Origin of the sequence: Paracoccus sp. PAMC 22219 (assembly GCF_000787695.1) — a bacterium.
Lineage (GTDB): Bacteria > Pseudomonadota > Alphaproteobacteria > Rhodobacterales > Rhodobacteraceae > Paracoccus.
The window spans coordinates 125306-145274 of sequence record NZ_BBPH01000001.1 but is presented as its reverse complement, the minus strand read 5'-3'; the positions used below and the strand labels follow the sequence as shown (position 1 = coordinate 145274).

17 protein-coding genes and 3 pseudogenes are annotated in these 19969 nt (G+C 67.3%); 14 read left to right on the top strand and 6 right to left on the bottom strand.

The window, feature by feature from the left end; all coding sequences use genetic code 11:
• Nucleotides 1-34: 34 nt before the first annotated feature.
• Complete coding sequence (locus tag TY51_RS00745; RefSeq protein ID WP_052649626.1) at nt 35-1060, bottom strand: AraC family transcriptional regulator; 1026 nt, start codon at nt 1058-1060, stop codon at nt 35-37.
• Between the two features lie 86 nt (nt 1061-1146).
• Nucleotides 1147-2039, bottom strand: a pseudogene (gene miaA / locus TY51_RS00740) (tRNA (adenosine(37)-N6)-dimethylallyltransferase MiaA).
• Nucleotides 2040-2120: 81 nt separating this feature from the next.
• Between miaA and pyrH the strand changes: the two are divergent.
• From pyrH to TY51_RS00695, 9 genes and pseudogenes are all read left to right on the top strand, one after another.
• A complete protein-coding gene (gene pyrH, locus TY51_RS00735) occupies nt 2121-2846 on the top strand; it encodes a UMP kinase (protein ID WP_042244559.1) in 726 nt (241 codons plus the stop codon).
• A gap of 1 nt (nt 2847) precedes the next feature.
• The gene (locus tag TY51_RS00730) at nt 2848-3645 is read left to right on the top strand and encodes an ion transporter (protein WP_042244558.1); all 798 of its coding nucleotides are present in this window, start codon (nt 2848-2850) and stop codon (nt 3643-3645) included.
• Between the two features lie 86 nt (nt 3646-3731).
• Nucleotides 3732-4295, top strand: coding sequence for a ribosome recycling factor (gene frr, locus TY51_RS00725; protein WP_042244556.1), 564 nt, complete (start codon nt 3732-3734; stop codon nt 4293-4295).
• Nucleotides 4296-4302: 7 nt separating this feature from the next.
• Nucleotides 4303-5034, top strand: a complete 732-nt coding sequence (uppS, locus tag TY51_RS00720; RefSeq protein WP_042244555.1) for a polyprenyl diphosphate synthase — start codon at nt 4303-4305, stop codon at nt 5032-5034.
• Nucleotides 5031-5900 carry a phosphatidate cytidylyltransferase gene (locus tag TY51_RS00715; protein WP_081994628.1) on the top strand — a complete coding sequence of 290 codons (870 nt, stop codon included), beginning with the start codon at nt 5031-5033 and terminating at the stop codon, nt 5898-5900. The genes uppS and TY51_RS00715 overlap by 4 nt, the downstream gene beginning before the upstream one ends.
• A 3-nt stretch (nt 5901-5903) precedes the next feature.
• Nucleotides 5904-7055 (top strand): 1-deoxy-D-xylulose-5-phosphate reductoisomerase, encoded by a 1152-nt coding sequence (gene dxr / locus TY51_RS00710; protein ID WP_042244550.1) that lies wholly within the window; start codon nt 5904-5906, stop codon nt 7053-7055.
• Nucleotides 7052-8382, top strand: a pseudogene (gene rseP / locus TY51_RS00705) (RIP metalloprotease RseP). The gene dxr and the pseudogene rseP overlap by 4 nt, the downstream one beginning before the upstream one ends.
• 102 nt (nt 8383-8484) lie before the next feature.
• On the top strand, nt 8485-10785 hold the full coding sequence (gene bamA, locus TY51_RS00700; RefSeq protein WP_052649624.1) for an outer membrane protein assembly factor BamA: 2301 nt from the start codon (nt 8485-8487) through the stop codon (nt 10783-10785).
• Entirely contained in the window at nt 10785-11453 is a 669-nt protein-coding gene (locus TY51_RS00695) for an OmpH family outer membrane protein (protein ID WP_042244549.1), read from the top strand. Before bamA ends, TY51_RS00695 begins: the two co-directional genes overlap by 1 nt.
• Here the strand turns inward: TY51_RS00695 and TY51_RS00690 are convergent.
• Together TY51_RS00690 and TY51_RS00685 are read right to left on the bottom strand one after the other, a co-directional pair.
• Nucleotides 11450-12388 carry a nucleoside hydrolase gene (locus TY51_RS00690; protein WP_042244546.1) on the bottom strand — a complete coding sequence of 313 codons (939 nt, stop codon included), beginning with the start codon at nt 12386-12388 and terminating at the stop codon, nt 11450-11452. The genes TY51_RS00695 and TY51_RS00690 overlap by 4 nt on opposite strands.
• A 134-nt stretch (nt 12389-12522) precedes the next feature.
• Nucleotides 12523-13521, bottom strand: a complete 999-nt coding sequence (locus TY51_RS00685; protein ID WP_042244544.1) for a Fe(3+) ABC transporter substrate-binding protein — start codon at nt 13519-13521, stop codon at nt 12523-12525.
• 105 nt (nt 13522-13626) lie between these two features.
• Here TY51_RS00685 and TY51_RS00680 point away from each other — a divergent pair, with 105 nt between their 5' ends.
• Nucleotides 13627-15432: an ABC-F family ATP-binding cassette domain-containing protein gene (locus TY51_RS00680; protein ID WP_042244543.1), complete on the top strand. Its 1806-nt coding sequence runs from the start codon at nt 13627-13629 to the stop codon at nt 15430-15432.
• Here TY51_RS00680 and TY51_RS00675 read toward each other — a convergent pair.
• Nucleotides 15429-16412: a putative zinc-binding metallopeptidase gene (locus TY51_RS00675; protein WP_042244541.1), complete on the bottom strand. Its 984-nt coding sequence runs from the start codon at nt 16410-16412 to the stop codon at nt 15429-15431. The genes TY51_RS00680 and TY51_RS00675 overlap by 4 nt on opposite strands.
• A gap of 250 nt (nt 16413-16662) precedes the next feature.
• Between TY51_RS00675 and rplU the strand changes: the two genes are divergently transcribed.
• The 4 genes and pseudogenes from rplU (at nt 16663) to TY51_RS00655 (ending at nt 19125) form a co-directional block, all read left to right on the top strand.
• Entirely contained in the window at nt 16663-17076 is a 414-nt protein-coding gene (gene rplU, locus TY51_RS00670; RefSeq protein WP_042244539.1) for a 50S ribosomal protein L21, read from the top strand.
• Nucleotides 17077-17099: 23 nt separating this feature from the next.
• A pseudogene (gene rpmA, locus TY51_RS00665) lies at nt 17100-17360 on the top strand (50S ribosomal protein L27); the annotation flags it as partial.
• Between the two features lie 106 nt (nt 17361-17466).
• Complete coding sequence (locus TY51_RS00660) at nt 17467-18051, top strand: GNAT family N-acetyltransferase (protein WP_231558828.1); 585 nt, start codon at nt 17467-17469, stop codon at nt 18049-18051.
• A 63-nt stretch (nt 18052-18114) separates the two neighbouring features.
• Entirely contained in the window at nt 18115-19125 is a 1011-nt protein-coding gene (locus tag TY51_RS00655) for an LLM class flavin-dependent oxidoreductase (RefSeq protein ID WP_042244537.1), read from the top strand.
• Between the two features lie 67 nt (nt 19126-19192).
• Here TY51_RS00655 and TY51_RS00650 read toward each other — a convergent pair whose 3' ends face one another.
• Complete coding sequence (locus TY51_RS00650) at nt 19193-19927, bottom strand: Bax inhibitor-1/YccA family protein (protein WP_042244535.1); 735 nt, start codon at nt 19925-19927, stop codon at nt 19193-19195.
• Nucleotides 19928-19969: the final 42 nt, after the last annotated feature.

The following is a 19969-nucleotide window of genomic DNA, read 5'->3' as shown; positions in this document are numbered from 1 at the left end:
CCCCCGGACCCCCTGCAGGGCGCACGGTCACGGTCTAGGTCTGCATCTGGCTGCGATAGGTTTCGGGTGTGCGGCCGGTCGCGGCGACGAAGGCGCGGGTGAAATGCGCGTGGCTGGCATAGCCCAGGTCCTGCGCCAGGCGCGGCACGGGGCGGTCGGTATGGCGCAGCAGTTCGGCCGCACGTTCCACGCGCAGCTCGTGCAGCAGGTCGATGGCGCGATGGCCCCGCGCCTCGATGCAGGCGCGGTCCAGAAGGGTCAACGTGGTGCCCAGGTCCTGCGCCAGATCGGCCAGGGTGCGGCACGACCCCATCTCGATCGCGGCCAGAGCCAGAAAGCGGTCGACCAGCGGGCGGTCGGGATGGACCGTGCCCGGGCCGGGGCGGTGGTCCTGTTCGGGATCCAGACGCGACAGCCGCAGCGACAGCACGTTCAGATAGCAGCCAATCGTCCGGTGATCGGCGCTGCGGGCGGCCTCTTGCATCAGTTCGGTCAGGGTGGCTGACAGCACCGCAGCACCGCTGCCCGCGCAGCCTGCGATCACCGTGCGGGGCAAGGGCGGGTCCAGCTGCGCCGTCAGTTCGGGCGCGATCAGCAGGACCTGACCCTGCGCATCATCCAGCGGGCGGGCGGCGAAGGCAGTCCCGGCAGGGATGAAGCGCACGTCGCCCGCGGCAAGGACGCTGCCGGTGCGGGGAAAGTCGAGGCGCATGCGGCCTTCGGCCACCCAGATCAGCACATGTTCCGGCCGGGTGCGCGGCTGGACGGGCAGGGTCCGCCCGCCCCAGCTGAAGGCACCCGCGGGCATCAGGCGCAGGCTGGCTTGGCGCGGCGCGAACCGCCGCAGCGCCGGCGCCACGCGGACGCTCAGCGTGTCGGGGACCGCAACGCGGCCTTGGACATGCGGGGTGGGGGACGGGGCCGCACCCTCGGTCTGGACCTTGGGGGCGTTGACGTCGATCTGGCCGCCCTGGCCCAGGATGCCCCGGCCAACCGGCGACAGCCGCGTGGGCGAAAACGGAAATCCCCCCGTCCAGTCAGCGCGTTCCCATACCGACATGACACTCGTCCAAGTTGCATTTCCGATGGGCGGATTATCGCCTATCGGGGGTAAAACTCAATGAGCCTTGGATGGGTTTCGTCGAATTATGGTGCGATCAGTCCGGCGTTGCTTGCCTGCCACATCTGCCAGTTGCGCATCCGGCCCCGGAACCAGATCCGCTGCGCCTTGGCGTATTGCCGCGAGGCGATGATCGCGCGTTCGGTGGCCTCGGCCAGCGTCAGGTGGCCCTGCAGATGCGCGATCAGGTCGGGCGCGCCGATGGCCTTGGCCCATTGCGCGGCCGGGTCCCACAGGGGCAGCATCGCGCGCACCTCCTCCAGGGCGCCTGATCCAGCATGGCGTGAAAGCGGGCGGCGATGCGGTCGGCCAGCCAGTCGCGGTCGCTGGTGATCAGCACGCAATGGCAGGCGTCGGGGGCCAGCAGGGGCGGGGGCGTGTCGTCCTGCCAGTCGGCGATGCCGCGGCCGGTGGCGGTCAGCACCTCCCACGCGCGCTGAACGCGGACGGGGTTGGCCAGATCGATCTGGCCGTGGGTGCGGGGGTCTAGTTCGGCCACCATCGCGGCCAGCCCGCCCCCGGCGATGCGCGCGTCGGCGGTGGCGCGGATCGCGGCGGGCGTGGGCGGGATCTGCGCCAGCCCGCGGGTCAGCGCGGTCAGGTACAGCCCCGTGCCGCCCACCACGATCAGCCGCCCCCGCAGCGTCGCGACCTGCCGCAGCCAGTCGCCCACCGACCACGCCGTGCCCGGCGCGACATGGCCGTAAAGGGCGTGCGGCGCCTGCGCCAGATCGGCGGCGGACGGGCGGGCGGTCAGCACCTGCCAGCAGGACCAGACCTGCAATGCATCGGCGTTGACCACGGTGCCGCCTTGTGCCCGCGCGACCGCCAGCGCCAGCGCAGATTTGCCGCTGGCGGTGGGTCCTGCGATCAGCAGGTGGCGGGCGGCGTCGATCTGTGTCAGGTCAGGGTCACGCATGGCCGATCCGGGCAGTTGATCCGGCCGCCCTTTTGCGACATTTAACGGCGCGATGAAAGCAGCCGGCGACAGGAGCCCCCGATGACCACCGAAGTCCCCAAGCAATATAGCCGCGTGATGCTGAAAATCTCGGGCGAGGCGCTGATGGGCGACCAGGGATACGGCCTGCATCCGCCCACCGTCGCCCGCATCGCCAGCGAGGTCGAGGCCGTCCAGGCGATGGGCGTCGAGGTCTGCATGGTCATCGGCGGCGGCAACATCTTTCGCGGGCTGCAGGGCAGCGCGCAGGGCATGGAGCGCACCACCGCCGATTACATGGGCATGCTGGCCACGGTCATGAACGCGCTGGCCATGCAATCGTCGCTGGAAAGCCGCGGTCTGCATTGCCGCGTGATCAGCGCGATCCGCATGGACGAGGTCTGCGAGCCCTACATCCGCCGCCGCGCGATCCGCCACCTGGAAAAGAAACGGATCGTGATCTTTGCCGCCGGCACCGGCAACCCGTATTTCACCACCGACACCGCGGCCACGCTGCGCGCGTCGGAAATGAACTGCGAGGCGATCTTCAAGGGCACCAAGGTCGACGGCGTCTATGACAAGGACCCGGTCAAGCATGCCGACGCCAAGCGTTACGGCAATGTCAGCTATGACGAGGTCCTGCAAAAGCACCTGGGCGTGATGGACGCGTCGGCCATCGCGTTGGCCCGCGACAACAAGCTGCCGATCATCGTCTTCTCGCTGGATGCGCCGGGCGGGTTCCGGTCGATCCTGGAAGGCCGGGGCACCTATACGCGGGTCCACAACTGACATGACGACCAGTCTTCGGGGCCGCATCGACGGCTTCATCCACGGGCCGCGTGCCCAGGGCGTGATCACCGGCGTGATCCTGTTCAATGCGCTGATCCTGGGGCTGGAGACCTGGCCCCGTGTCATGGCCGCGGTCGGTCCGCTGCTGGTCACGCTGGACCGGGTTTGCCTTGCGATCTTCGTGATCGAGATCGGGCTGAAGCTGTATGCCCGCGGGCTGCGCTTCTTCCGCGACGGATGGAACGTGTTCGATTTCATCGTCGTGGGAATCGCCGTGCTGCCCGCGACGCAGGGCCTGTCCGTGCTGCGCGCCATGCGCATCCTGCGGCTGCTGCGGATCGTGTCGGTCACGCCGCGCCTGCGCCGCGTGGTCGAGGGGTTCCTGTCCGCGCTGCCCGGCATGGCCAGCGTGTTTCTGTTGATGGGCATCATCTTCTACATCTTCTCGGTCATGGCGACCAAGCTGTTCGGGGCGACCTTTCCCGAATGGTTCGGGGACATGGGCAATTCGGCCTATTCGCTGTTCCAGATCATGACGCTGGAAAGCTGGTCGATGGGCATCGTGCGCCCGGTGATGGAGGTTCATCCCCATGCCTGGCTGTTCTTCCTGCCCTTCATCCTGGTCACCACCTTCGCGGTGATGAACCTGGTGGTCGGTCTGATCGTGAATTCGATGCAGGAGGCGCATCAGGAGGAAGGCACCGCCGCGACCGAGGCCTATCGCGATGAGGTGCTGGCCCGCCTGACCCAGATCGAGGCGCGCCTGTCTGCGGGCGCACCCCCGCACAACGATCCCTGACGGGGCCGAAAAGCGGGCAAAGGCTTTGCCAAGCTGCGGCATTCCCGTTACAAGCGAAAAAAATTCAAAGCAGAGGCAGTCCGATAATGGCTGAGGACATCGAGATCGATATTGACGACCTGGAGCGCCGCATGAAGGGCGCCATGGAAAGCCTGCGGGGCGAATTCGCCAGCCTGCGGACGGGCCGGGCCTCGGCCTCGATGATCGAGCCGGTGCAGGTCGAGGCCTATGGCCAGATGACCCCGATCAACCAGCTGGGCACCGTCAACGTGCCGGAGCCGCGGATGGTCACGATCAACATCTGGGACAAGGGCATGGTCAACAAGGTCGAGAAGGCGCTGCGCGAAAGCGGCTTGGGCATCAACCCGCAGACCAACGGCACGATCATCATGCTGCCCATCCCCGAGCTGAACGAGGAACGCCGCCGCGAGCTGACCAAGGTCGCCGCGCAATACGCCGAAAGCGCCCGCGTCTCGATCCGCAACGTGCGCCGCGACGGCATGGACCAGGTCAAGAAGGGCAAGACCGCCGGCATGCCCGAGGACGACCAGAAGCTGTACGAGACTGAAATCCAGTCCCTAACCGACCGCATGATCGCATCGGTCGACGAGGCGCTGACGGCCAAGCAGGCCGAAATCATGCAGGTCTGATCCGACGATGGCGTGGGGCTTGTCGAGAGCTGCCGAAACTGGGGGGACGACCCGTCCCCGCCATGTCGCGGTCATCATGGATGGCAATGGCCGGTGGGCAACCGATCGCGGCTGGCCGCGTCTGGTCGGTCACCGCCGCGGGGCCGAGCGGGTCAAGCAGATCGTCCGCGCCTGCCCCGATCTGGGGGTGGACTGGCTGACAATCTATGCGTTCTCGACCGAGAACTGGAAGCGCTCGACCGAAGAGGTCCTGGGCCTGATGAAGATATTTCGCCGCTATATCCAGCGCGAGGCCGAGGACATGTCGGCCGAAGGCGTGCGGATGCGGTTTATCGGCGAACGCGGCCGTCTGGACCGCAAGCTGCAGGACCTGATGGCCTCGATCGAGGCGCGGACGGCCGGCAACACGCGGCTGAACCTGACTGTCGCCATCAACTATGGCGGCCGGGACGAACTGGTCCGTGCCAGCACCCGCCTGGCCGAACGCATCGCGCGCGGCGAAATCGCCACCCCGACCGAGGCCGATCTGGCCGATTGCATGGACACCGCCGGGCATCCCGATCCCGACCTGGTGATCCGCACGTCCGGGGAAACGCGGACATCGAACTTCCTGCCGTGGCAGGCGGCTTATTCGGAATACGAATTCACGCCGACCCTGTGGCCCGATTTCACCCCCGATCACCTTGCGACGATCCTGGACCGCTTCGGCCTGCGCGACCGGCGCTTCGGGGGCGCATGACGTCAGGACGGAATTCCGCCGGGCCCGTGCCCGGCGCAGGCGGTCCCGGCAAGGTCGGCCCCGGCAAGTGGGGCGACCTGTCGCGCCGCGTGGCATCCACGCTGGTCCTGCTGGGCATCGGCGTCATGCTGGCGGTGGCGCAGGGGCCGTGGTTGCGTCTGGCGATGGCGGTGATTTCCGCAATCACCTTCTGGGAGCTGGCGGCCATGACCGGCTGGCGCAACCCCGCGCGCCACGTGACGCTGTTCGGGCGGTCACGCCCCATCGCGTTGGCGGCCATCGCGGGCGTGTCCCAGGCCTTTGCGCTGACCGGGCTGCCTTGGGCGTGGATGGCGCTGGCGATCCCGATCCTGCTGGGCCTGCCCGGTGCGGCGCGCCGCGACCGCGCAACCTATGCCATCTTCGGCATCGCGATCCTGATCGTGGCGTTCGGCCTTGTCGGGTTCCGCGAGAATTATGGGTTGAACTTCGTGCTGTGGCTGATGGGGGTCATCATCATCTCGGACACGGCGGGGTATTTCTTCGGGCGCATCCTGGGCGGGCCCAAGTTCTGGCCGGCGCTCAGCCCCAAGAAGACCTGGTCCGGCACGGTCGCGGGCTGGATCGGGACCTGCATCTTTGGCGCGGTGCTGTGGATGGCCGGGCAGGGCGATGCCACGCTGATCTGGGTGTCGCCCATCGTCTGCCTTGCGGGGCAGATGGGCGATCTGGCCGAAAGCTGGCTGAAACGCCGCGCGGGCGTCAAGGACAGCTCGAACCTCATTCCGGGGCATGGCGGTTTCATGGATCGTTTTGACGCAGTGACCGGGGCGGTCCTGGCAACCATGCTGATCGGGTTTCTGACGAACCTGCCCGTGGTGAACTGACCGATGCGACGCATTTCAATCTTCGGCGCGACCGGTTCGGTCGGCGCGAACGGCGTCGATCTGATCCGCCGCGATCCGCACGCCTATCAGGTCGTGGCGCTGACCGGCGGGCGCAACATCGCGCGACTGGCGCAGATGGCGCGCGACCTGCGCGCGCAGATCGCGGTCACGGCGCATCCCGAACTGCTGGACGACCTGCGGACGGCCCTTGCCGGCACCGACGTCCAAGTGGCCGCCGGAGAGGCCGCGCTGATCGAGGCCGCGCACCGGCCCGCGGACTGGATCCTGTCGGCCATCGTGGGCGCAGCGGGTCTGGCGCCGGGGCTGGCGGCCCTGTCGCAGGGCGGTGTGCTGGCCCTTGCCAACAAGGAGTCGCTGGTCTGCGCGGGTGCGCTGCTGCGCGACACGGGCGCGCGGTCGGGTGCCACGATCCTGCCCGTCGACAGCGAACATTCCGCACTGTTTCAGGCGCTTGGGTCGGACAAGCTGGACTCCGTCAAGGATGTGACCATCACCGCTTCGGGTGGCGCCTTCCGCGACTGGCCGCTGGAACGGCTGGCCGCCGCGACCGTGGCCGAGGCCTCGACCCATCCCAACTGGGCGATGGGTCAACGCATCACCATCGACAGCGCGTCGATGTTCAACAAGGCGATGGAGGTGATCGAGGCCAAGGAGTTCTTTGGCCTGACCGCCGACCGCATCAAGGTTCTGGTCCACCCGGAATCGATCATTCACGCCATGGTCACCCACCATGACGGCGGCACCATCGCGCATCTGGGCGCGCCCGACATGCGCCATGCCATCGGATATGCGCTGCACTGGCCCGAACGCCGACCCCTGCCGGTCGCGGCGCTGGATCTGGCGGCCCTTGGCAGCCTGACCTTCCGCGCCCCCGACGAGGCGCGCTGGCCCGCCCTGCGCCTTGCGCGCGAGGTGATGGCCGCAGGCGGGGCCGCGGGTGCGGTCTTCAACGCCGCCAAGGAACAGGCGCTGGACGATTTCATCGCCGGGCGCATCGGTTTCACCGACATGGCGCCCAGGGTCGAGGCCACGCTGGCCGCTCTGTCTGCCGAACCGGGCTTTGCCCGCGACCCCGACGATCTGCCGACCGTCCTGCATTGGGACGGTCTTGCCCGACGAAAGGCCGCCCGATGATCGACATGATCGCCCAGACCGGAAGCACGCTGTGGACGCTGCTGGCCTTTGTCACCGCGCTGGCGGTGATCGTCACCGTCCACGAATACGGCCACTATATCGTCGGCCGCTGGTCGGGCATCCGGGCCGAGGTGTTCAGCGTCGGATTCGGCCCGCGGCTGTTCTCTCGCCGCGACAGCCGCGGCACGGTCTGGCAGGTCGCGGCACTGCCGCTCGGCGGATATGTGCGGTTCCTGGGCGACGACAACGCGGCCAGTGCCGGACCGGGGCGCGCGGTCGATCCCGCACTGCGCCGCCAGACGCTGCAGGGCGCGCCGCTGTGGGCGCGCTTCGCGACACTGCTGGCGGGGCCGGTGTTCAATTTCGTGCTGTCGATCCTGGTCTTTGCGGGTTTCGCGATCGTGCAGGGCCTGCCCCTGGACGAGGTGCGCGTGGGTGCCGTCAGCGAGGCGCCGCCCGCCATCGTGAACGACCTGCAGCCGGGCGACCGCATCCTGGCCTTGGGCGGCCAGCCGGTCGCCACCTGGCGCGACATCGGCACGCTGACCGAAACCCTGCCGGTGGCGGACCAGCAGGACTGGCAGGTCGACCGCGACGGCCAGACGCTGACCGTGACCGGCCCCGACCCGATGCCGCGCGCATCGGCGGCGTGGCGCCCCGCAGTGCTGCGGCCGCGGCGGGCATGCGCGCAGGCGACGTGGTGCTGACCATCGACGGCCAGCCCGTCACCCGCTTCACCCAGATGCGCGAGGCCGTCGAGGCGGCCGAGGGCCAGCCCCTGGTCCTGCGCCTGTGGCGTCCCAGTGTCGGAGAGCTGGACGTGACGCTGTCGCCCAAGCTGTCCGACCTGCCCGCCGATGGCGGCGGGTTCGAACAGCGCTGGCTGATCGGGGTCACCGGGGGCGAAAGCTTCTTTTCGCCCCAGACCCGCAGCGCCGGACCGCTGGAGGCGCTTGGCCTTGGCGCGGGGCAGACCTGGGGGATCATCACCTCTTCCCTGACGGGGATGTGGGCGATGATCTCGGGTCAGATCGGCACCTGCAACCTGGGCGGCGCCATCAGCATCGCGGAAAGCACCGGCCAGGCGGCCAGCGCGGGGGGTGCGAACTTCCTATGGTGGATCGCGGTCCTGTCGGCGGCCATCGGGTTCCTGAACCTGCTGCCGATCCCGGTCCTGGATGGCGGTCACCTGATGTTTTACACATACGAGGCCCTGCGCGGGCGCCCGCCGTCGGACAAGGCGCTGAACCTACTGACCGCGATCGGCATGGCGGCGGTCCTGTCACTGATGATTTTCGGGCTCACGAACGATCTTTTCTGCCCCTAAGGTGCATGCGGTTTTGACAGCCACGCCCGGATGGGGCTACAGACCATAGGCAAAACGACAGCCCGAACCGGGCGCGTGCAGGCGGATACAAGAGGGGCCATCATGGAACGGAAACTGGGCAAGGGCGCATTGGCGCTGGTGACGTCCCTGGCGATCGCGGCGCCCGTGGGCATGATCCCGCAGCCTGCCGCCGCCGTCGTCTTTGGCAGCATCCAGGTTCAGGGCAACCAGCAGATCGAGACGGGCGCCGTCCTGTCCACGCTGGCCCTTCCGCAGGGCCAGGACCTCAGCCCCGGCCAGATCAACGACGGCCTGCAGCGCCTGCAGAATTCCGGCCTGTTCGAGACGGTCGAACTGATCCCGCAGGGCAGCACCCTGGTCGTGCAGGTCAGCGAATACCCGATCGTCAACCAGATCTCGTTCGAGGGCAACCGCCGCCTGAACGACGACCGCCTGGCGGAGATCGTGCGCAGCCAGTCGCGCCGCGTCTATCAGCCCAGCCAGGCCATCCAGGACGCGCAGGCCATCGCCCAGACCTATGCCGCCGAAGGGCGCCTGGCCGCCCGCGTCGATCCGCGCATCATCCGCCGCAGCGGCAACCGCGTCGATCTGGTGTTCGAGATCCGCGAAGGCAACGTCACCGAGATAGAACGCGTCAGCTTTGTCGGCAACCGCGCCTATTCGGACCGCCGTCTGCGCAACGTCTTGGAGACCAAGCAGGCGGGCCTGCTGCGGACCTTCATCCGCCGCGACACCTTTGCGCCCGAGCGTATCCCGCTGGACGAACAGCTGCTGACCGATTTCTATCGCTCGCAGGGTTATGCCGATTTCCGGGTGCAGGGCGTGGCGCCGGAAATCGCGCGCGAACGCGATGCGTTCTTCATTACCTTCAACATCTCCGAGGGGCCGCGCTATCGCTTTGGGCGGGTCGAGACCGTGTCCGAGATTCCGGGCGTCGACGCCGCGCTGTTTTCGGAACAAAGCCGGGTCCGGCGCGGGTCGTTCTACAACCCGTCGGTCATCGACACCTCGATCCGCCGGATGGAGACCATCGCCATCCAGCAGGGCCTGAACTTCGTCAACATCGAGCCGCGCGTCACCCGCAACGCCCAGACCCAGACCCTGGACCTGACATTCGCGCTGACCCGCGGCCAGCGCGTCTTTGTCGAGCGCATCGACATCGAGGGCAACACCACCACCCTGGACCAGGTGATCCGCCGCCAGTTCACCACCGTCGAGGGCGATCCCTTCAACCCGCGCGAGATCCGCAATTCGGCCGAACGCGTGCGCGCGCTCGGCTATTTCGCCGATGCGCAGGTCCAGACGCGCGAGGGCAGCAGCCCCGACCAGGTCATCGTCGGCGTCAACGTCGAGGAACAACCGACCGGGTCGCTGTCCCTGGGCGCCAGCTATGGCGTCAATTCGGGCGTGGGCTTCAACATCGGCCTGACCGAGCAGAACTTTCTGGGACGCGGCCAGACCCTGGGCCTGCAGCTGCAGACCGCGACCGACGACCGCGCCGCCGGCATCAACTTCATCGAGCCGTATTTCCTGGGCCGCGACCTGCGCTTTGGTTTTTCGGCCAACTATACCGAGACCGAGGGCCTGAATTCGGATTTCGACACCCGTCAGATCCGCATTCAGCCATCGCTGGAATTCCCGATTTCCGACAATGCGCGGATCGAGCTGCGGTACCGGATTTCCGAAGACAAGCTGACCAACGTGACCGAGGACAGCTCTCAGTTGCTTATCGACGAAGAGGGCACGCGCCTGACGTCGTCGCTTGGCTATACCTACAACTGGGATTCGCGCCGCACCGGGCTGGACCCGCTGACCGCCTATCGGTTCCGTTTCTCGCAGGATTTCGCGGGCGCCGGGGGCGACACCAAGACGATCACCACGACCGCGCTGGCGGGCGTCGAAAGCACCGCCTGGCGCGAGAGCGTGACCCTGCGCGGAGAGCTGGAGGCCGGGGCGATCTATACCTATGGTGATTATTCGACCTGGATCCTGGACCGCTTCCGCACCGGCAACCGCGTCCGCGGGTTCGAGCCGAACGGCATCGGTCCGCGCGACCTGGCGGCCGTGAACGAGGACGGCCTGGGCGGCAACTTCTACTGGGCGGCGCGCGGCGAGGCGCAGTTCCCCCTTGGCCTGCCCGAGGAATACGGCATCGAGGGCGGCCTGTTCATGGATGTCGGATCGTTGTGGGGTCTGGACCGGACCATCGGCACTGGCGGCGTCCCGGTCGATGACGACATGTACGTGCGGGCCGCGGTCGGCGCGTCGATCTTCTGGACCACGCCCATCGGTCCGCTGCGCTTCAACTTCACGCAGGCGCTGCAAAAGGAAGACTATGATCTGGAACAGAATTTCGACCTGACGATCCAGACGAACTTCTGATGCCGATCATCCGGACGGGACTTGGTCTGGTGGCGGCGGTGCTGATGGCACTGCCCGCCGCCGGACAGGAGGCCACGGCGCCCGACATTCCCGCGCCGGAAATCCCGCCCATCGCCACGCCCCCCGTCCTGCCCAACAGCACCATTGCCGGTCCCGGAGAGGTCGCCGAAAGCGCCCCGATCCTGACGCTGGACCAGGAGGTGCTGTACCTGTCCTCGGCCTGGGGGCTGCGCGCGCAGGCCCGGCTGGAGGCCAAGGGAGAGGAGGTCGCGGCCGAGAACGACCGTCTGACCCAGCTGCTGTCATCAGAGGAGGCGCGGCTGACCGAACAGCGCAGCACGCTGCCCGCCGCCGAATTCCGCGACCTGGCCGAAAGCTTTGACATCCGCGCGACGCGCATCCGCCGCGAACGCGCGCAGGCGGTCCAGGACCTGAATGCCTGGGCCGAGGCCGACCGCGCGGCGTTCTTTCGCGCCGCCCTGCCGGTGATGGGCCAGGTGATGCAGGACCGCGGTGCGGTGGCGGTGCTGGACCGGCGCACGATCTTCGTGTCGCTGGACGCCATCGACGTCACCGCACAATTGGTCGCGGCTCTGGACGATCGCATCGGCGACGGAGAGGGGGTCGTGCCCTTGCCCGAACCGCCCCCGTCCGAGGATGCCCCCTAGGGCAGCCGCGCGATGCGGTCGTGGATCATGTCGAACAGCGCGTCGCGGTCCACGTCCTTGAGGAACAGCGCGTTGGGCGCGCGCCCGCTGACGCGCCACCAGTCGGCGACGGTCATGCCGGTGGTCCAGCGGCCGTCGACCTCGATCTCCACGTTGATGTGTCGGCCCTCGAACAGGTCGGGATGCAGCAGCCAGGCGATGGTGCAGGGGTCGTGCAGCGGTGCGCCAACGCTTCCGTATTTCGCGGTGTCGAAGCGTTCGAAGAAATCGGTCCAGCCCGCGACGGCAGGGCCGCAGCGGCCGGGCAGGGCGCGCATCGCCTCGATCCAGGCGCGGTCGGTCAGCGCCTTGTGCGTCACGTCCAGCGGCATCACGACCAGCGGCACGCCCGACGCGAACACCTCGGCCGCGGCCTCGGGGTCGACATAGATGTTGAATTCGGCCGCGGGGGTGATGTTGCCCACTTCGAAATAGGCGCCGCCCATCAGCACGATCTGCTGCACGCGTCCGATGATGTCGGGAGCGCGGCGGAACGCCTCGGCGATGTTGGTCAGCGGGCCGATGGGGACCAGCGTCACGGTTCCCGCATCATGGGCGCGCAGGGTTTCGACGATGAAATCAACGCCGTGCTGCGCCTGCAGGGGCAGGGTGGGCTCGGGCAGGTCTATCCCGTCCAGGCCGGTCTTGCCGTGGACATGTTCCGCCGTCACCAGGTCGCGCGACAGCGGCCGGTCGCAGCCCGCAAAGACCGGCACGTCGGTCCGGCCAGACAGTTCGACCACCTTGCGGGTGTTCAGTTCCGTCAGCGCCAGCGGCACATTGCCCGCGACGGCCACAAGGCCCAGCACCTGCAATTCGGGCGACGCCAGGGCCAGCAGGATGGCGACCGCGTCGTCCTGACCGGGGTCCGTGTCGATGATGATCTTCTGTACCAAACCGCGTCTCCATGGTCCCCAAGCGGGGATGATTGCGTCAGCATGGAAAAAGGCGCAAGCCCCTGGGCCGCGCCTTTCGCCACAGATCAAATATTCCCTTGCGTCAGGGGGTTGGCCCCCGACGCAGGACCGTGTCAGCCGTCGAAGTTCACGCGCTCGATCAGGTCCAGCGCCTGCGGGCGCAGGTCCGAAATCTCGGTCAGCGTCAGGTCGTCGGCGGTGAAATCGCCCCAGCTGGCCACCAGCTCGGACCGCTCGACACCCTCGGTCACCGGGAATTCGTTGTTGGTTTCCGCATAGATGCGCTGTGCCTCGTCACCGGCCAGGAACTGCATCAGCTGCAGGGCGGCGTCGCGGTTCGGCGCGGACTTGGTCATCGCCATGCCCGACACGTTCACGTGGGTGCCGCCATCCTCGAAGGTCGGGAAGACGATGCGGACCGATTCGGCCCATGCCTTCTGCTCGTCATCCTTCAGCATCGCACCCATGTAATAGGTGTTGCCCAGGCTGATGTCGCATTCGCCGGCCCAGATCGCCTTGACCTGGTCGCGGTCGCCGCCCTCGGGGCGCTTGGCCAGGTTGCCCTTGACGCCTTCCAGCCAGGCGACGGTCTCTTCCTCGCCGTGATGGGCCAGATAGGCGGCGGTCAGCGCGACGTTGTAGTCGTTGGTAAAGCTGCGCGTGCAGATGCGACCTTCCCATTTCGGATCGGCCAGATCCTCATAGGTGGTGACCTCTCCGTCGGCCACGCGCTCGGTGCTGGCATAGACGATGCGGGCGCGGGTGGTCAGGGCGAACCACTGGTTCTCGTCGTCGCGCAGCGCGGCCGGAATGGCGTCCAGCGCCGGGTCCTCGACCGGCTGCAGGACGCCTGCGTCCTTGACCTCGCCCAAACGGGCCACGTCGACGGTCAGCACCAGGTCGGCGGGCGAACGGTCGCCCTCGGCCTGCAGACGCTCGACCATGCCCTTGTCGACAAAGGCCACGTTCACCGGGATGCCGGTTTCGGCGGTGAAGGCGTCGATCAGCGGCTGGATCAGCTCGGGCTGGCGGTGCGAATAGACGTTCACTTCCTGTGCCAGGGCCGGCATGGCGGTGGCACCCAGCAACGTGGCGATGATCAGGGGACGCATGTTGACTCCTTTGGTCAGAATTCCGGCGACTTGTGGCAATTCCGACCGAACCTGTCAAGCATGCGGTGGATTGACCCGGACGCTGCGCCGGGCTAGGGCGCGGTCATGGCACGCGCACCCCTTTTGCAACTCTCCGAGATCTCTCTGACCTATGGCGGAGATCCCATTTTCGAAGGCCTTTCCTTGAACGTCCAGCCGGGCGACCGCGTCGCGCTGGTCGGTCGGAACGGGTCGGGCAAGTCCACCCTGATGAAGGTGATGGCCGGTTTCGTCGAACCCGACCGGGGCGATGTCGTCCTGGCCGCCGGGGTTTCGACCGGCTACATGGAACAGGACCCCGATCTGTCGGGCTTTGTCACGCTTGGCGATTTCGCCCGTGACGGGCTGGAACCGGGAGAGGACTATCTGGTCGACATGGCCGCCGAGGGGCTGAAGTTCGACCCCGACCGTCCCGTCGACACCGCATCGGGCGGCGAACGCCGTCGCGCGGCGCTGGCCCGGCTGCTGGCGCGCGCGCCGGAACTGATGCTGCTGGACGAGCCGACGAACCACCTGGACATCGAGGCGATCGGCTGGCTGGAAGACCATTTGTCGCAGACGCGTGCAGGTTTCGTGCTGATCAGCCACGACCGCGCCTTTCTGCGCCGCCTGACCAAGGCGACGCTGTGGATCGACCGCGGTGCCGTGCGCAGGCAGGAACGTGGCTTTGAAGGGTTCGAGGATTGGCGCGAAGCCACCTGGGCCGCCGAGGACGACGCCCGCCACAAGCTGGATCGCAAGATCAAGGCCGAGGCCAAATGGGCCGTCGAAGGCATCAGCGCCCGGCGCAAGCGCAATCAGGGGCGCGTCCGTGCGCTGGCCGATCTGCGCAGCGAACGCAGCAGCCAGATCCGCCGCCAAGGCACCGCCGCGATGGCGTTCGACAGCGGCAACACCAGCGGCAAGCGGGTGGTCGAGGCGACCGGCATCTCCAAGACGTTCGGTGCCAAGGTCATCCTGCGGCCGTTCGACCTGCGCATTCAGCGCGGCGACCGGATCGCGTTCGTCGGCCCCAACGGGGCGGGCAAGACCACGCTGATCAAGATGCTGACCGGAGAGCTGGCCCCCGATGCCGGCACGGTCAAGCTGGGCACCAACCTGGACATCGCGGTCTTTGACCAGGCCCGTGCCGCGTTGAACCCCGACCAGACGCTGTGGGAATCGCTGACCGGCGATCCGGACATGCGCGTGTCGGGCCGTGCTGATCAGGTGATGGTGCGGGGCCAGCCGAAACATGTCGTGGCCTATCTGAAGGATTTCCTGTTCGACGACGGCCAGGCCCGCGCCCCCGTGCGCAGCCTGTCGGGCGGCGAAAAGGCGCGTCTGCTGCTGGCCAAGCTGATGGCCAAGCCGTCGAACCTGCTGGTCATGGACGAACCGACCAACGATCTGGACGTGGAAACGCTGGACCTGCTGCAGGATCTGCTGGGCGAATATGACGGTACCGTGCTGCTGGTCAGCCACGACCGCGATTTCATCGACCGCGTGGCCGACACCACCGTCGCGATGGAGGGCGATGGCCGCGCCACCGTCTACGCCGGCGGCTGGACCGACTATCAGGCGCAGCGCGGAGATGTGCAGCCCGAGGAACCCGTGGCCGTCGCCAAGGCCGCGCCCGTGACGGACAAGCCCAAGGCCACCCGCGACGGCCTCAGCTTTACCGAACGCCATCGCCTGGAGGCGCTGCCCGGCGTCATCGCCAAGCTGGAGGCGGAAATCGCCAAGCTGTCGGAATTCATGTCCGACCCGACGCTGTTCCAGACCGCGCCGGCCAAGTTCGAAAAGGCCAGCCTGGCCCTGTCCGAACGCCAGGCCGCTCTGGCCGATGCCGAAGAGGAATGGATGTCGCTGGAAGAAAAGGCCGCCGTCTAGGCGGCCTTCCCCTCGCTGCGGGACAGGTGGTTCTGCAGCCAGCCATGCGCGAACGCGATCTTGTGGCGCACGGGCACGGTCAGCACGAACGGGTACAGGTCGCTGTTGTCCAGCGCGCGGTTGATGTCGTTGACGGCAATGGTGATCTCGGCCGCGATGTTCAGCAGGCGATAGGGATCCTTCTCCGAATAGGGGTGATAGTCGGGCGGCACTCCCGGCATGTCCAGATGCGTGCTGCAGAAGCTGTCGGCCACGTCGGTCAGGTGCAGCAGGTGGGCCACCGTCTCGGCCCAGTCCTCGTGCGGGTGCGACGTCGCATAGCTGGTGATGTAGTCGCCGGCCGGGTCGCGCGGATCGGCATAGTGGTTCTTCAGCGCCTGCCCGTAATCGGCGCGCTCGTCGCCGAAGACGGCGCGGAAGGCGGGCAGGAAATCGGGCAGCACCTTCAGGCGGTCGAACAGGAAATGGGCGATCTCGTGGCGGAAATGGCCGACCATGGACCGGTACTGCTCGCCCAGCTTCAGCTGGCGCTTGAGGCGGATCAGCTCATCCGCCTCGGTCACGTTGATGGTGATCTCGCCGTTGGCGTGGCCCATGGTGATCTGCTGGTCGCGCCCGCCGGTATGTTCGGACAGCATCAGGAACCGCGGACGCCGCCCCGGATCGGCGGGGGTGAACCAGTCCCATTCCGCGAGGTTGGCCAGGACCCACCGCTTGGCCCGCTCGGCACTGGCCAGCAGGCGCTGGTTGTCGCCAATGTTCATCACCGGCACGACATGCGACATGGCGCAGGACCGGCAGAACCCGCCCGGCACCGCCGCCGCCCAGTTGCAGGCGATGCGCAGGCGGTTGGCGCAATGCGGGCCGTCCATCACCATCTGCCGCGGCTCGGGGGCATAGACCAGCGGCTGTCCGCACAGGCAGATCAGGTTGTGGAAATAGGCGCGCGTGCCGCAATGCGGGCAGGAAAAGCGTTGCATCAGCTGGGGTCCGGTCCTGTCAGTGGCAGGGTACAAGCCCTGCGATGGCGCAGGGTTCCCCGGCATCGGGCCGGCCCTTGACAGGCAGGCCCGGATCGGGCAAATGCAGCGCACCGGCAGGGCATCCGCCCTTGGCCGGTCTATTGTTTTTAACGACACCCGCACAAGGGTGCGCCGTCCGAAGGCGGGGTTCGCCCCCCAACGCCGACACAGTCGGGGCCGCAGGACGCGGTGATGAAGGAAGAAAGCGATGTTCGCGGTTCTGAAAACTGGCGGCAAGCAGTACAAGGTGCAGGCGGGCGACGTCCTGCGCGTTGAAAAGCTGAATGCCGCGGCTGGCGATACGGTCCAGTTCAACGATGTGCTGATGGTCGGCTCGACCCTGGGGGCACCCCTGGTCGCCGGTGCCTGCGTGCAGGCCACCGTGATCGAGCAGATCAAGGCCGACAAGGTCATCACCTATGTCAAGCGCCGCCGCAAGCACAGCTCGCAGCGGACCCGCGGTCACCGCCAGCAGCTGACGCTGCTGCGCGTCACCGACGTGCTGGACAAGGGTGCGGACAAGACCGGCGTCAAGTCCGCCGTCGGCGCCCGCACGAAGGTCGAGGCAGCCGATGCGCCCGCCAAGACCACGAAACCGGCAAAAGACGCCGCTGAAGCCTAAGGAGAACGACCCATGGCACATAAAAAGCAGGCGGTTCTTCCCGCAACGGCCGCGACAGCGCGGGACGCCGTCTTGGCGTCAAGCTGTTCGGTGGCCAGGCCGCCATCGCAGGCAACATCATCGCACGTCAGCGCGGCACCACCTGGTGGCCGGGCGTGAACGTCGGCATGGGCAAGGATCACACCCTGTTCGCGCTGACCGACGGTCATGTGACCTTCAAGAAGGGCCTGAAGGGCCGGACGTTCATTTCGATCGTCCCCGCCGAGCTGGAAGCAGCCGAGTAACCTTAGCGCAATATTCTGATGCTAAGGGGGGATCGGCGAGAGCCGGTCCCCCGAACCGTTTTATCGTCACATTTATTGATCGGTTTCTTGGGGAGGAAACATGGTGATGTCTGCACCCATGCGCGAGGGAAGTCGTCTGGACGACCTCAAGCCCGTCTTGGCCGATGGTCCGGCCCAACCCGTGATCGCCACTGATCGGTTCACGCTGCGACCGCTGCGTGCCTCGGATGCCGGTCTGATCGAACATTACACCGCCGACAAACGCGTGGCCGAGGGCACGCGCGCCATTCCCCATCCCTTGCCCCGCGGCGCCGCCGAAAGTTTCGTGGCGCGCGCCCTGGCCGGGGACCGGGCCGAGGATGTCTGGGCCATCGACGGGTCGGACCACAAGCTGGCCGAGCTGCTGGGCGTCGTGTCCCTGACCCGCATGGAGGGGTCGCAGTCCGAACTGGGCTTCTGGATCGGTGCGGGCTTCTGGAACACCGGTTTCGCGACGGAAGCCGTGGCGGCGCTGGTCGCGGCCAACCCCCACGGCGCGCGCACCCTGTTCGCCGAGGCGTTCCAGGACAATCCGGGATCGGCCCGGGTACTGACCAATTGCGGCTTCGTCTATCTGGGCGACGCCGAAAGCTGGTCGGTCGCGCGGGGCGGCCGGGTGCCGACCTGGACCTATCTGCGCAAGATGGCCTAGGCGACTGGCCGATATGTAATGTCCCGTCATTGCAAAGCGGGGCAGGCGGCCTAGATCAGGAGGATGACACAGCATCTTCCGTATTCCGTTCTCGACCTGTCACCGGTTCCCGAAGGGTCCACGGCGCAGGACGCCATCCGCAACACCATCGACCTGGCCCAGCACGCCGAGGGCTGGGGCTATCACCGCTTCTGGCTGGCCGAGCATCACAACATGCCCGGCATCGCCAGCGCCGCGACCGCGGTCCTGATCGGGCTGGTGGCGCAGGCCACCAAGACGATCCGCGTCGGTGCGGGCGGCATCATGCTGCCCAACCACGCGCCACTGACGGTGGCCGAGGCCTTCGGCACGCTGGCCACGGCCTTCCCCGACCGCATCGACCTGGGCTTGGGCCGTGCACCCGGCGGCGACGGTGCGGTGATCCGCGCCCTGCGCCGCGATCCGATGGCCGACAGCTTTCCCCAGGACGTGGTCGAGCTGCTGGACTATCTGGGCCCCGAACGCCCCGGCGCGCCCGTGCGCGCGCTGCCGGGCGAGGGGACGAACATCCCCGTCTGGATCCTGGGCAGCAGCCTGTTCGGCGCGCAGCTGGCGGCGCATCTGGGCCTGCCCTATGCCTTTGCCAGCCATTTCGCCCCCGAACAGCTGGAACAGGCGCTGAGCATCTATCGCGAACGGTTCCGGCCGTCGCCCTGGGGGAAAAAGCCCTATGCGGTGCTGGCCGCCAACGTCTTTGCCGCCGATGACGCCGGAGAGGCCGCCTATCTGCGCACGACGATGCAGCTGGCGTTTGCGCGCTTGCGGACGGGTCAGCCCGGCAAGCTGCCGCGCCCGGTGCGCGACATCGACGCCGAGATCGGCGCGCAGATGCGCCAGGCCGTCGATGGCGCGCTGCGCATCAGTGCCGTGGGCGACCGGAACAGGGTCCGCGATCAGCTGGAACGCCTGGTCGAGACCTATCGCCCCGACGAGGTGATCCTGACCGGCCAGATCCACGACCACACCGCCCGCCTGCGCAGTTTCGAGATCGCGGCCGAGGCGGCATCGACCCTGCCGGTCCGGCAAGCGGCCTGATACCCGGCAGCACCCATGCAAAAGGCCCCCGAAAGGGGGCCTTTTTCCGTATCGAAAGGGCGTTCGCTTATTCGCGGTTGCCCATGAAGGACAGCAGGAACATGAACAGGTTCAGGAAGTCCAAGTACAGCTTCAGCGCGCCCATGATGGCCGACTTGCCCAGGAACTCGGAACCCGAATCCTGCATCTGCAGGTAGGTGTTCTTGATGTTCTGGGTGTCATAGGCGGTCAGACCCGCAAAGATCAGCACGCCGATGACCGAGATCGCGAACTGCATGGCCGAAGAGGCGATGAAGATGTTCACGATCGACGCGACGATCAGGCCGATCAGGCCCATCAGCAGGAACGTGCCCCAGCCCGACAGGTCCTTCTTGGTGGTATAGCCCCACAGCGACAGGCCCGCGAAGGCGATGGCCGTGACCAGGAAGGTCTGCACGATCGACACCCCGGTATAGACCAGGAAGATAGAGCTGATCGAGACGCCCATCAGCGCGGCAAAGGCATAGAACACCCCCGTCGCCGCCGAGACGGACAGACGGTTCAGCGCCGCGCCAAAGCCGAAGACGACCAGCAGCGGGGCGAACATGATCACCCAACGCAGCGGCGTGTTGTACAGCGTGTTGGCCACGGCCGGGTTGGTCATGGCCGCGGTGGCGGTGCCATAGGCGGTCGCGGCGGTTACACCCATGCCGACCGCCATCAGCCCATAAACCTTGTTCATGTAGGCCCGCAGGCCCTGGTCGACCGCCGCGGAACGGTGGCCTACGCTCTGCGCGGTCCGGTACGTGTTGTAATCTGCCATCGATGTCTCCCTTGGAAGGCATGCCGACGCGATGCCGGCTTG